Source organism: Pseudomonas arvensis (assembly GCF_056688935.1).
Map to the genome: position 1 here is coordinate 1,114,478 of NZ_CP162038.1, position 12,972 is coordinate 1,127,449.

A 12,972-nucleotide genomic window follows, 5' to 3' on the forward strand; every position below is an offset into this window, starting at 1 on the left:
CGCTGAATAGGCTGTAGGAAAATTCATCCTATGGTTGGGCGAAAGTCCGCATCCCACGACAGACGACCAGCGTCGGTCTGACGCCTGGTGGACCCCGTGCCAAATCCATCTGCCGATAGTTGATCAATGAACCTTCCATCCAAACACACGACCGAACTCGAAGAACTGTTGATTGACGCCGAAGCCGACGATGACGTCGTGCAGCACGCGCCTGCGACGGTGAACCGCCCCTGGCTGTTGCTGTTGGGCCTGGTGCTGGTGGCGCTGAACCTGCGTCCGGCGCTGTCCAGCATGGCGCCGGTGCTCGGTGACGTATCCAGCAGCCTGGGCTTGTCGGCGGCCAAGGCCGGTCTGCTGACCACCTTGCCCGTGCTGTGCCTGGGGCTGTTTGCGCCCATGGCTCCGATCCTGGCGCGGCGTTTTGGCGCTGAGCGCGTGGTGCTGGGGATTTTGCTGACACTGGCTGCCGGTATCATCCTGCGCAGTTCCTTCGGCGAGGTCGGTCTGTTCGTCGGCAGCCTGATCGCCGGCGCAAGCATCGGCATCATCGGCGTGTTGCTGCCGGGTATCGTCAAGCGCGATTTCGCCAAGCACGCGGGCACCATGACGGGGGTCTACACCATGGCGCTGTGCCTGGGTGCAGCGCTGGCGGCGGGGGCGACGGTGCCGTTGAGTCACTATTTCGGCGACAACTGGACTGTGGGCCTGGGCTTCTGGATGCTGCCGGCGCTGGTGGCGGCGCTGTTCTGGTTGCCGCAGATCGGACAGAAACACGGCGCTCACCGTGTCGCGTATCGGGTCAAGGGCTTGTTGCGTGATCCGCTGGCCTGGCAGGTGACCCTGTACATGGGGCTGCAATCGTCCCTGGCCTATATCGTGTTCGGCTGGTTGCCTTCGATCCTGATTGACCGAGGCTTGAGTGCCACCGAAGCAGGGTTGGCGCTGTCTGGCTCCATTATCGTGCAGCTATTGAGTTCCCTGGCGGCCCCGTGGCTGGCCACTCGTGGCAAAGACCAGCGCCTGGCAATCCTGGTGGTGATGCTGCTGACGTTGGGCGGGCTGTTCGGTTGCCTGTATGCGCCTTTGGACGGTTTGTGGGGCTGGGCGATTCTGCTCGGCCTGGGGCAGGGCGGCACCTTCAGCCTGGCGCTGACCTTGATCGTATTGCGTTCGCGAGATGCCCATGTGGCGGCCAACCTGTCGAGCATGGCCCAGGGCATCGGGTACACCCTGGCATCCCTCGGCCCGTTGGCGGTTGGGCTGATGCATGACTGGACCGGTGGCTGGGCGGCCATCGGCTGGATTTTCGCGGTGATCGGCCTGGGCGCGATCATCGCTGGGCTGGGCGCCGGGCGTGCGCGGTATGTGCAAGTCAACAGCGAGAAACGCTAGAGGTACACGACCTCCAAGGTGGCCAGGCCATCGAGTCGGGTGTCGCTGCTCAGGTCCAGGTTTTGCGTGGCGTTGATCACGGTCTCGACCTTGACCGTGCTGATCAGCTCCTGGATCGCCGACGGGCCGGCCGTGCTGCCGGCGATGGCGGTGAAGCCCAGGTAGCTGTTGGCGCCAATGTTGATCGGGTTGAGGTTGGCGGTACGCCAGGCCAGCCCACCCGTGGTGGACTCGGTGCCGTAGACCTGCGTGGTGCTGTCGACCTGAGTCTGGCGAGGGTCGAAGGTCATGGAATACAGGCCGATGCGGTTGCCGCTCTTGTCCAAGCCCAGGCCGTAGTAAATCTCGCTGTTGACCATGGCCGAGCCGTCCCGATTGTCGTGCATGCGCAAGGCGAAACGGCTTGGCGCGCTACAGTCGATGCTGACTTGCAGCAGCTTGACCGGCAGACGGGTGCTTTTGTCCGGGCTCAGGTCTTGGTGGGACATTTTGCCGTAGTCGATCATTGCACCGTTGGACAGTAATGGATTGCACGCGGTGGGCGTGATCCGACCCTTGACCGCCAGATCCACGATCGAAGCGGCCTGTGCATTGGGCGTACTACCGAGCAGCAGCAGGGTGAAAAGGGCGATGTCGTGCTTTTTCATGAGGCTGATCCCAAGGGTTACAGGTAGATGATTTCGAGGGTGCCGGAGCCGTTGATGCGCACTACGTGGCGCAGGTCCAGGGATTGAGTGGGCGCCAGGTAGGTTTTGATGCGCACCGTACCGGACAGGTTGCGCAGCGCGATCGGGCCCTGGGTGTTGCCGGCCTTGTCGGTAAAGCCCATGTAGCTGTTGGCGGCCATGGGGATTTGCCGTTGGCTGGAACTGCTCCACGCCGCGCCATTGCTGGTGGAGTCGGTGCGGTACAGGGTCCTGAAGGTGTCGGCGTTGAATTCACCTGGGTCGATTGTCAGATAGAAGCGCCCGATTTTGTTGTGGCTGGCATCCAGGTCCAGGCCATAGGCGGTCTCATCGATACCGCCGGTGGCCGAGCCCTGGCGGTTGTCATGCATGCGCAGGGCAAAACGCGTAGCGGCGTCGCACATCACGCTAAAGCGCAAGGTTCTGCCGGGCAAAGGCGTTTCGAGGGTGGTATTCAAGTCTTTGGCCAGCAAGGTGCCGTAGTCCACGATGCCGTGATCCGACAGCGCGGGTTGGCAGGCCACGGGGGCAAAGTGCGCACGCAGGTTCAGTTCGCGAGAGCGGCCATGCTGGGGGCTATAGAGCGTCCCGGTGGCTTCCCAGGTGGTGGCATCCCGTACTTGGGTGGCGGCAGGGTCGGCCCACGCGCGCAGGGTCAGTTGCAACGACAGATTCTGGCCGGTGACGACCGCACCTCGTTGCACGGGCGCGATGCCATGAGCGGGAAGCCAGTCCAGAGCTGTCGCGCTGGTCAACGGTGGCTGGCCAGGTGCGGGGAGCAGGCCCAGTTCCACGCGGTGTCCATCGAGCACGGCATGGCCGGCTTCGACGGCGTAGCTGCCGTGCTCGGTCAATTGCAGACGCTGCGCATTGGCGGCCAGGGCGCGGTAGAACAGGCTCATGTCGTCGGCCTTGGGGCAGGTGAAGCTCAGGCTCAGGCGGCGCTCGCCCAGCAAGCGTTCAGCCGCGCTGTCGTCCTGGGCGAGGCGGCTCATCAGGCCGAAATCCACCAAGGGTTCGCTCACATTCAATTGGCATTCGTCCGCAGCCAGGGCGGTGCCGGCAACGCCAATCAATAGCCACAGGCTCAGTTGATGCAGACGGGTGACAAGGGGCATGGCAGTGTCCTCAAGGTTGATGGCAGCGGGCGGGTGCGGTTTCGAAATACACCGAGGGGTCGGATTTTTCCGGCAGTTCGAAGCGCAACTGGCAGCGGCTGCCGTCCGCTCGGGTAATCCATAAGGCTGGCTGCTCAAGCACATTGGGCAAGAACACTTGGCTGCCTTCCTGGACCAGGGTGACAAACTCGCCACGGGCGCTGCTGACGGAGGCCCCCGTGGGCAGCGGTGCGCCCTGGTCAGTGCTGACTGTGAGCAGGGCGCGGCGCGTCAGGCCCACGCCAAACTCGACCCGGTCCACGGCACCGCGCCCGGCCGAGATCATCGCCAGGCCGTTGCTGATGTCGGCATTGCGCGGCAACGAACGGGTCTGCACTTCCACCAGGCTGCGGCCGTAGGCGTTGACCTGAGGCACCACCGCCTGGCCTTGCCAGTCGGTCCAGACCGGGCCGCTGGGGGTGCTGAGCTTGACGCCGCTCATGTCGCCCACCGACACCAGGGCGAAGGTGTCGCGCACGGGGTAGGGTGAAAACGTCACGCCGTCGCCGTGCATCACCACGCCGCCACGGGCGCCGCCTTGATAGCTGGAGCGCTCGCTGTCGGAGCGGCTGTAGCTGACGTCCAACTGGCTGTAGCGCGGCAGTGCCGACACGCCCAAGGTGGTTTCCACTTGACGGTCGCGGCTGTCGTGTTCGGCGCTGACCCGATAGCTGAGTTGATCGTCCAGCTGTTCAGTGACGCCCATACCGGTGCGGTTCTCACCGGCAGAGTTACGCACCCAGCCACGCACCCGGCGATTTTCGCCCAGTGGTGCACTGATGTTCAGGTACACCGCATTGTCCTGTTGCTGGCGCCCGCCCATTTGCCATTCGGCACTGGCCGACAATGACACGCCGCCTACACTGGTGCCCCAGGAGGCCAAGGCACGGCTGCTGCTGTCGCCATCGAAACGGCTGGCCCGTGAAAACCCGGCACTGAATGCGCCGAGCCACGGATGGGCCCAGCCGAGCGTTATGCTTTGTTGATCGCGATAGCGTGAGTGCTGCTGGCCGGTGTCCCGTTCGTAGGTGCTTTCTTCGAGTTCACGATAGCCGGGGGTGCGCCAGGAGTTGGCCGCGCTGAATGACCATTGTTCGCTCAAGCGCTGGGACCAGGACAGATCGGTTTGTGCGCCGCTGACCTGTTCTCTGCCACTGGCATCGGACAGTTGCGTCGACAGCTGGATCTGGCTGTCCAGCCACGGCAGCCAGCCCAGGCTGGCACCGGCAGAGCGATACTCATCGGCCGCCAGCAGGCCGCCGCCCAAGGTCACTTGCGGGTGCACGGTGCCTGTCCAGCCGGCGCTCACCACCCAGGGATCATCGCCCTGGGCATCGCCGATATTACGCACCCGTCCGGCGGCGACCGAGTAACCCGGTGCAGGCAAACCGAGGCCGAGCATGGCGGCCGGCACAGTGAAGCGTCGTTCGCCGCCGACGCTTTCCTTGACCGTGACCTCCACGTCCGAACGGGTGTTCAAGCGTCGTACGTCGTTCAGCGCAAACGGCCCGGCGGGTACGACGGTGGAGTGAATCAGCGCGCCGTTCTGCCGGACTTCGATTTGCGCCGCACTGTTGGCGATGCCTTCGATCACCGCGCCCTGGCCTTGCTCCAGCAGGGCCTGCTCGGTCAGCACCTGTACGCCAGTGATCTGTGCGCCGGACAACACCGGGTTGTAGAGGTTGATCTGCCCGGCCTGCAACACCGCTTGATGGCTGGCAAAGGTGCGCTGGGCATAGGCCTCCAGATGGGTCGTGCGCGAGAGGCCATCCTGCCAGGTCTGCACCTGACGGCTGCGCACGATCCAGTCACCGGCATTGAAGCCGACTTCAGTATTGGCCGAGCCAAACCGGCTGGCGTCACCGCCATAGCGGTTGTAGAACCCGGTCAGGTCGTAATTGAGCAACCCGGCAAAGCCGCCGGTTTGATAACCCGATACATCCTGGGGTGTTGGCCGCAGGGCTTCGGTGGGCACTACCAGCTGCACCGACAGGTTGGCGGGATCAGGCTCCACCAGGCTTTGCGGGTATCGCGCGATGAAGTCATGACAGTGCTGGTCGTCGTCGGGAACCACCAGGTTGGCGGCGTCCAGCAAGGCGCGGTCGAAGCACAGTGTGCCCTGCTGATCAAAGCTGACCCGCACCCGCTCACGTTGCTGACCGTTGACCCGCAGGCTGACCAGATGTTGCCCGGCGGTAAAGCGCGGCGCATCCAGCAGCAGGCTGGCCAATTGCGGGTCGATGCCCCGTTGGTGCAGGGTTATGGCGTCGAAGCCGGACGCCGGAGCGCTCTCTGCCCAGCCTTTGGCCGGCAGCAAGGCGCACAGCAGCAACGTGATCGGCAAGGCGGGGCGGGGCGGTGTTTCGGGCATGGCTTTGCCGTCACGGTAACTCAATACTGTTTTCACGAAAGGCACTCGAATAGTGAACGCCCAGGCCCGGTTTTTCCGGCGCACGCAGGCGTTCCGGTGATAGTCAATGAGCTATCACTTCGTTATCCAGGCATCTGGCGCGCCTGTTTTGTGGGGTCAGGGCGTGATGGGTGCTTCGTAGGCCGCAACGGCAAATCCGTACACCGTGGCTGGCTGTAACTGGACTTTACTAGCTGGCCCTCCGCTGGCCGGCACGCTCAATGCTTCACCCGGCAGCACATAGGTGCGCGGCAACATGGCCTTGCCGTCACCGGGCAGCAAACGCAGCTCCTGTGCCAGGCGCACCACATAGGGCGTGTCGTTACGCACCTGCAACATGCCATCGCGCAATGACCAGGTCAGGTCAGTCCAGGGCGTGCGGTTAAGTGCCAGGCCCTTGGGATGCACGATCACCGGCAGGTTCTGGCGCACGGTCACACCCACGCGTGCATGGCCTGCCTGCGTAGCGGCCCGGCCCTGGGGCATCCCTTCGAAAATCGCGCGCTTGAGGCGCTGGGTTTTCAGTGGCGTCTGGTTTTGCAGAATGAAACGCACCAGTTGTGATTTGGACGGTTCCACCCGTGACAGCGGCGGCGTGACGACCAGCAGCGGCTCAGTGTCTTCGGGGACGTCTTGCAGGGTCACATGCAGCAGGGCGAGTTTGCTGTCGGTATTGGTCACCGAAATCGCCACCTCGCCCTCGGCTTCGTGAACGATCACCACAGAGCTTTCGGGCACCATGCCGTCGGCTTTGACTTGAGTGCCGAGCAAGAGCATCAGGGCGATAAAACCGGCGGCGGTGTTTGAACATAACGTCGTCATGACGGGGTATCCGTTGAGGCAAAAAAGTTAGAGGTAGCGCAAGTCCAGCACGATGGAACCATCAAGCGGCACGTCTCGATCCAGGGTCAGGTGCTCTGTGGCGTCGATTACCGTGTCGACCCAGAGCTGGCTGAACAACTGGCTGATGAAGTCGGGCTGGCGCTCGCCTGGTAGTGCAAAGCCCATATAGGTCTGTGGTGTGGCAGCGGACTGCGGGACCCAGGTCTCGCCGTTGTTGATCGATGCCAACGCCTGCATGTGCTGTCCATCCCCTATCGAGTCGCGGTAGCTGAGCGACACCGACCCCAGGCGTTGTCCCGGTACATGAGCGTTGGCTCCAAGGCCGAATGTTCCGGGGGTTATCGCGGACTCCGGACGGTTGTCGATACCCACCAGGGCAAACAGCATGGGGCGTGTGCAGATCACGCTTAATTCGAGCACCCGCCCGGGCAGTGCGGTAGGTGCCGAGGCGTTCAGACGGTAGGTGGGAATCTTGCCGTGTTCGACGGTGCCTTCATCGGACAGCTCGACGCGGCAGGCATCGGGCGTGAGTCTGCCAGTGATCGTGAGGTCGACAAGCGAGTCGGCAATGACTTCGTTGGTGGTTAGCGGCAAAAGCAGTACTAGAAAGCGAGCATACGAATTCATCGGTTCATCACTGGCACACATAAGCACGACTGTCGGAAAACCCATGCCGGGCATATGTCCCGGCATGGTGGGCAAGGCATTACAGGTACTTCACTTCAAGTGTGGCCGAGCCATCGATGGGTACTTCGTTGCTCAGGTCCAGGCTGTCGGTGCGTGCGATGACGGTCTCGACCTGCATATCCATGACGACCTCTTTGGCGGATAGCGGTTGAGTGTCGTCATCCATGGCTGCAACGGACATGTACAGGCCCGGGTCCCAGAAGCGCTCGCTGTACCAAGTGTTACCCGCGTCATTGGAGGCAATCGGTTGCACTGGTACGCTGTCGGCAATCGGGTTGCTCAGGATCAGGTTATACCGCCCCAGTTTCTGGTTGCCGTTGATCAGTCCCAGGCCGTAGCTGGAAGGACCAGTGGCTGAGCCGGCGCGGTTGTCGACCGAGTGCAGGGCAAACTGAATGGGCGCATCACATATCACGGCGATGGTCATGGTGTGAGTGCCGATCAGCGTCGGGTTGTCCGGGCGCAGGTCTTTTGCCGAGATCTTGCCGTGATCGATCACCCCGCCGCTAGACAGGCTAGGGGTGCAGGCGCTGGGGACGATCAGGCCTTTGACGGCCAAGTCCACCGTGGAGGCCGCAAAAGCGGCTGGGGACGCGAGTAGCAGGCAGGCAGAGAGAGTGCTAAAAATTTTTTTCATGGCGGGCGAGTTCCTTTCGGTTGCATTTTTCTGCAGTAATTACAGATAGTTGAGTTGCACAGTGGCATGACCATCCACGGGGACTTCATCGATGAGAGTCAGGCGCTCGGCAGGTGCGATATGGGTATAAAGGCTGAGCTGTGCGTCCAGGTTCTTGACGGCGATGGGCACCAGTTCGTTGCCCATCGCAACAGCGGTCAGCATGACGTGATTGAGCGCCACTGCCGCTTTCCAGGTCATGCCGCCGTCCTCCGAGACGATGGGGCGGGCGGGTATGCCGTCGGCGACCAGCTCGCGCAAGGCAAGGGCTGCGCCCCCCAATTTCTCTCCGTCGGGTGTCATGCCCAACCCATGCCAGCTATCATGATTGGCCGAGCTGCCGGCGCGGTTGTCGATGGTGTTCAGGGTAAAAAAGGTCGGGCCTTCGCAGCGCACGCTAAACTCCATAGCCTGGTTGGGCAGTGAGGTGAATTGTTCAGCATTGAGTGTCTTGGCCGACATCTTGCCGAAATCGACCACGCCGCCACTCGACATCAAGAGTTCGCAGGCGCTGGGAGTGATGCTGCCTTTGATGGCGAGGTCCGTGTTACTGGCTGCAAACACCGTTGGCGTGAATAGCAGTACCAGCGCAGCGCGAATGGCAAATGTGCTCATGAATAAAGAACCTTTGTGAGAAGAGGTCGATGGACGGGGGGGTTAGGGCTACAGGTAAACCACTTCCAGAGTGCCGGAGCCATCGATGGGCTCTTCGTTACTCCAGTCGAACTGGTCTGCGCGTGCGATCTGGGTCCCTACTTCAAAATCCAAGGTCAGTTCCTTCACCGGAATCGGCATGCTGGCGTCGTCCAGGGCGCCTACGCCCCATAGGGTCTGTAGTTCCCAGGCCCACTCCGCATACCATGTTTGCCCGCCATCTATAGAGGCGATCGGTTGAACGGCGGTGTTGTCAGCAATCATGTTTCTTGGCGTCAGGGAAAACCTCCCCAACTTCTTGTTGCCATTAATCAGGCCAAGGCCGAAGTCGATGCCTCCGATGGAGGTACCCGTGCGGTTATCAATGGGCCTGATGGCGAAGTGGGTTGGTGCTTCGCAGTTGAGGGAAAATTGCAACATAACCCTTGGCAGGGACGTAGGGTTGTCCTGCACCAGATCTTTTGAGGCGATCTTTCCGTGATCGACCACGCCTCCGCCTGCAATTACAGGCGTACAGGCACTTGGGGTGATCACGCCTTTTACGGTCAGGTCCACAGTGCTGGCTGCAAAGGCGGGTAGAGTGGTCGCGAGCAACAGGGCGGTGCTCATCAGGGACATCTTCATTTCAGGTTGTTCCAGTGCAAAAACAGACGAATTACAGTGCCAGGGCAAAGCCTGACGTTGGAGAGGGGCGCAATTTATCGGGCGACCTGAGGCGGGGGGAATACAACTATTACGACAATGCTGGAGTGCACTGAATAGCGTCGGAAGAAATCCGAGCATGTGTAGGAAGTGTTGAGCTTTCGTAGTTGTTGTATCGCCATAAAAATGGTCATAGGGATACTTGGTGGGTTTTTAAGCAGTCATTTGAATGTCAAAAGAGGGCAGTAGGACCGACCGTAACAACGAGGTGATCATGCCGTCCTGCCCACCGCCTGGCGAAGTGCCTGACCTGCAATCGGCACTGTCGGCCCATTGGCAGCATGTGACCGTATTGGTGGTGGAAGACCATTCCACCTACCGGGCCTTGCTGGGCTGGTACCTGGGGGCGCTCGGGCTGGGATTTGAGCTGTTCAGCGATGGGCGCAGCGCCCTGGCAGCGATCGTCAGCCGGCCCTTTGATCTGGTGATCACTGACTGCCAGATGCCCCTGATGGATGGTTACCGGATGACCCGCGCCATCCGTCTTCGCGAGCGCATCAACGGCCTGGCACGCATGCCGGTGATTGCCTTGACCGCCAACCTGACACTCCACGATCAGCAACGATGTCGCGCCGCTGGCATGGACGCCTGGCTGCGCAAACCCTTGATGCTGCAACAACTGCGCAAGGTGTTGCTGTACTGGTTGCCCGGCCCCGGTGCGCTGCCGCCGGTGCGCAAGCCCACTCCGCCCGGCGTGGCATGGCCCACCCGTGCTGATCTTGTCCAGACCTTCGGCAGCCAATCGGCGGTGGACATGATGCTCGCAAGCCTGCTGGTCGCCGCGCGGGAGGACAGTGCACTGCTGGAACATGCGCGCCTCACGTGCAATACGGCAATGACTGCCGAGCGTTTGCATCGCCTGGTGGGCAGTCTGGCCTTTCTGGGTGGGGTAGGCCTTGAGGCCAGAGGCGTTGAGTTGATTGAGCAGGTCCAGGCTCACGGCGTGATGTCGGTCAGGGCCGAGCTGGAAGTGTTCCAGGCGGACCTGCAGGCCTACATCACCTACTTGACCAGCCTGTAGGAGGCCGACGGTTTGCCGAGTGTTGATCGGTTTTTTTATGTAGGTATTTTCTTTTTGTTTTGTGGGGAGTTGCTTATTGGCTACCAAACACTGGACGAGACTCCCGGCTCATTGTCGTGAGCGGTTGTTGAGGATCGCCCACGGCGCTATTTTGCCTGCGTCCAAGTTGCCATCATCCGTGGGTGCCTATGCTTCAAGTAATTATTGCTGACGATCATCCCATTGTGCGTATCGGGCAGCGGGTCGTGATCGAGGCGAATGGACGGTGCAAAGTAGTGGGGGAGGCCGATGGGCCCGATGAGTTGCTCAGGCTGCTGGGCAGCACACCCTGCGATGTGCTGGTGACCGATTTCGCCATGCCGGGTGGCCAGCAGGCTGACGGTTACGGCCTGCTCAGCCTGTTGCAGCGCCAGTACCCGGGGTTGCCGGTGATTCTGGTGACGATGTTCGCCAATGTGGCCACATTGCGTGCGTCGTTTGCCCACGGGGCACAGGCCATTGTGGCCAAGAGTGCCTCGGCCAAGGAACTGCCTCTGGCGATTAAGGCGGTCAGTGAAGGCAAGACCTTTGCCAGCGAATGCCTGCGAGTACAAATGGTGGAGGCGGGGACCGGGGATCAGTCTCAGCAGCCGCAGCTGTCGGACAAGGAGCGGGAGGTGGTGCGCATGCTGGCCAGCGGCATGACCGTGAGCCAGATCGCCGCACGGGTCAATCGCAGTATTTCAACCATCAGCAAACAGAAAAGCACGGCGATGCATCGGCTGTGCATTTCCACCGATGTGGACCTGTTCGCCTACGCGCGTAGCTGTGGCATGGTGCCTTAGCGCTTTGCCTGCGGTATTAGCCTGGTAAATGCCGATAGTGTTCCGCGCGTTTGCGCACTATCGTACGCAACCCCTATGGCTTTTCGGAACCTGTCCATGAGCGACGCCCATAACGCTTTGATCACCGAGTTCTACAGCGCTTTCCAGCGCCTTGACGCCGAGGCGATGGCGGCCTGCTACACCGATGATGTGGTGTTCAGCGACCCGGCCTTCGGCGAACTGCGCGGACGTGATGCCGGCGATATGTGGCGCATGCTCACCACCCGCGCAAAGGATTTCTCCCTGACTTTCGACAACGTGCGCAGTGATGACCACAGCGGCGGCGCGCATTGGGTCGCCACCTACCTGTTCAGCGCCACGGGCAACACCGTGGTCAACGATATCCAGGCGCGGTTTGTGTTCCGCAACGGCAAGATTTGCGAGCACCACGATCACTTTGATTTGTGGCGCTGGTCGCGCCAGGCACTCGGCACCAAGGGCCTGTTGTTGGGTTGGACGCCGTTGGTGAAAAACGCCGTGCGTGCCCAGGCCAATAAAGGCTTGAAGGCATTCCAGGCCAGTCGTTGATACGCTGGGTGTTCCACTTGTCTGTTGAACCTGGCCGTGACTGATCCCGTCGAACCCAAACCCTGGTACGTCTACCTGGTGCGCGCCGCCAATGGCTCGCTGTATTGCGGCATCAGCAACGACCCGGTGCGCCGTTTTGCCTCGCATCAGAGCGGCAAGGGCGCACGGTTTTTTCTCTCCAGCCCTGCCGTTGCGCTGGTGTACACCGAGCAGTGCGCGAGCAAGGGCGACGCGTTGCGTCAGGAACGCTTGATCAAGAAGCTGAAGAAGAGTGCGAAGGAGTGTCTGGCGGCGAGTGGTTCATTGATCTGACTGATGGGTTCCCATCACGCCACCTGAGCAAGATGCGCGCTAAGCTGCGGGTTCATTTGTTAGGTGGACCCCAGCATGTCTGAGCTAATTCTGCACCACTACCCCACATCCCCCTTCGCGGAAAAAGCTCGGCTGTTGCTGGGCTTCAAAGGGTTGTCCTGGCATTCGGTGCATATCTCCCCGGTGATGCCAAAACCGGATCTGACGGCCTTGACGGGCGGCTATCGTAAAACCCCGGTGCTGCAAGTGGGCGCCGACATTTATTGCGACACGGCCCTGATCGCTCGCCGCCTGGAACAGGAAAAAATTGCACCTGCGTTGTTTCCCCTGGGCCAGGAAATGATCACCCAAACCTTCGCCACTTGGGCCGACAGTGTGGTGTTTGCCCACGCGGTGAGCCTGGTGTTCCAGCCGGAGTCGGTGGCGGTGCGTTTTGGCAAGTTGCCGCCGGAAGCGATCAAGGCGTTTCTCGCCGACCGCGCCGCGCTGTTCAGCGGCGGCACCGCGAGCAAGCTTCCGGCCGAGTTGGCCAAGCATCAATGGCCGGCGATTATGGCGCGGCTGGAGCAGCAATTGCAGCGAGAGCCGGGCGACTTCCTGTTTGGCGAACCGTCGATTGCCGACTTTGCCCTGGCCCACCCGCTGTGGTTTCTCAAGGCCACGCCGGTGACCGCGCCGTTGGTGGACGCGTATCCGGCCGTGTCGGCGTGGTTGGGCCGTGTGCTCGGTTTTGGCCATGGCACCGCGAGCCAGATGACCGCCGAGCAGGCGTTGGAAGTCGCACAGAAGGCCACACCGGCGCCGTTGCCGGAAGAAGTGTTCGAGGACTTGAATGGCTTCCAGGTCGGCCAGCAAGTGACCATCAGCGCCATCGATTACGGTGTCGACCCGGTCGCTGGCGAATTGCTCTTCGCTGGGCGCGAAGAACTGATTCTGCGCCGCACCGACGAACGCGCCGGTACCGTTCACGTGCATTTCCCACGTTTCGGATTTCGCATTCAGGCGCAATAAATAAAAATATTTGCAAATACAGGTGAGGTA

At 61.5% G+C, this 12,972-nt stretch carries 14 protein-coding genes; 6 read left to right on the forward strand and 8 right to left on the reverse strand.

The annotated features are described in order from the left end of the window. Positions 1–126 precede the first annotated feature (126 nt). Positions 127–1,392 carry a CynX/NimT family MFS transporter gene (locus tag AB3G88_RS05040; RefSeq protein WP_158878124.1) on the forward strand — a complete coding sequence of 422 codons (1,266 nt, stop codon included), beginning with the start codon at positions 127–129 and terminating at the stop codon, positions 1,390–1,392. Here the strand turns inward: AB3G88_RS05040 and AB3G88_RS05045 are convergent. The 8 genes from AB3G88_RS05045 to AB3G88_RS05080 form a co-directional block, all read right to left on the reverse strand. Then, positions 1,389–2,039: a DUF1120 domain-containing protein gene (locus AB3G88_RS05045; RefSeq protein ID WP_112193576.1), complete on the reverse strand. Its 651-nt coding sequence runs from the start codon at positions 2,037–2,039 to the stop codon at positions 1,389–1,391. The two genes, AB3G88_RS05040 and AB3G88_RS05045, sit on opposite strands and share 4 nt — an antisense overlap. A 17-nt stretch (positions 2,040–2,056) precedes the next feature. Further along, complete coding sequence (locus AB3G88_RS05050; protein WP_177411509.1) at positions 2,057–3,196, reverse strand: DUF1120 domain-containing protein; 1,140 nt, start codon at positions 3,194–3,196, stop codon at positions 2,057–2,059. A gap of 10 nt (positions 3,197–3,206) precedes the next feature. Beyond that, positions 3,207–5,606, reverse strand: coding sequence for a fimbria/pilus outer membrane usher protein (locus AB3G88_RS05055; protein ID WP_480454412.1), 2,400 nt, complete (start codon positions 5,604–5,606; stop codon positions 3,207–3,209). Positions 5,607–5,762: 156 nt separating this feature from the next. After that, positions 5,763–6,467, reverse strand: a complete 705-nt coding sequence (locus AB3G88_RS05060) for a fimbria/pilus chaperone family protein (RefSeq protein ID WP_099584964.1) — start codon at positions 6,465–6,467, stop codon at positions 5,763–5,765. A 27-nt stretch (positions 6,468–6,494) separates the two neighbouring features. Then, complete coding sequence (locus AB3G88_RS05065) at positions 6,495–7,115, reverse strand: DUF1120 domain-containing protein (protein ID WP_480453422.1); 621 nt, start codon at positions 7,113–7,115, stop codon at positions 6,495–6,497. Positions 7,116–7,194: 79 nt separating this feature from the next. Next, positions 7,195–7,812, reverse strand: a complete 618-nt coding sequence (locus AB3G88_RS05070; protein WP_191947239.1) for a DUF1120 domain-containing protein — start codon at positions 7,810–7,812, stop codon at positions 7,195–7,197. Positions 7,813–7,851: 39 nt separating this feature from the next. After that, positions 7,852–8,466 (reverse strand): DUF1120 domain-containing protein, encoded by a 615-nt coding sequence (locus AB3G88_RS05075; protein ID WP_480453423.1) that lies wholly within the window; start codon positions 8,464–8,466, stop codon positions 7,852–7,854. A 48-nt stretch (positions 8,467–8,514) separates the two neighbouring features. Then, a complete protein-coding gene (locus AB3G88_RS05080) occupies positions 8,515–9,129 on the reverse strand; it encodes a DUF1120 domain-containing protein (protein ID WP_480453424.1) in 615 nt (204 codons plus the stop codon). 292 nt (positions 9,130–9,421) lie between these two features. Between AB3G88_RS05080 and AB3G88_RS05085 the strand changes: the two genes are divergently transcribed. From AB3G88_RS05085 to AB3G88_RS05105, 5 genes are all read left to right on the forward strand, one after another. Continuing rightward, positions 9,422–10,228: a response regulator gene (locus AB3G88_RS05085; RefSeq protein ID WP_099584968.1), complete on the forward strand. Its 807-nt coding sequence runs from the start codon at positions 9,422–9,424 to the stop codon at positions 10,226–10,228. 188 nt (positions 10,229–10,416) lie between these two features. Then, positions 10,417–11,052 carry a response regulator gene (locus AB3G88_RS05090; RefSeq protein WP_099584969.1) on the forward strand — a complete coding sequence of 212 codons (636 nt, stop codon included), beginning with the start codon at positions 10,417–10,419 and terminating at the stop codon, positions 11,050–11,052. Between the two features lie 96 nt (positions 11,053–11,148). After that, positions 11,149–11,619 (forward strand): nuclear transport factor 2 family protein, encoded by a 471-nt coding sequence (locus AB3G88_RS05095; RefSeq protein ID WP_099584970.1) that lies wholly within the window; start codon positions 11,149–11,151, stop codon positions 11,617–11,619. A 36-nt stretch (positions 11,620–11,655) separates the two neighbouring features. Then, positions 11,656–11,931, forward strand: coding sequence for a GIY-YIG nuclease family protein (locus tag AB3G88_RS05100; RefSeq protein ID WP_099585028.1), 276 nt, complete (start codon positions 11,656–11,658; stop codon positions 11,929–11,931). 75 nt (positions 11,932–12,006) lie between these two features. Further along, entirely contained in the window at positions 12,007–12,942 is a 936-nt protein-coding gene (locus AB3G88_RS05105) for a glutathione S-transferase family protein (protein WP_480453425.1), read from the forward strand. The last annotated feature ends 30 nt before the right edge of the window (positions 12,943–12,972 follow it).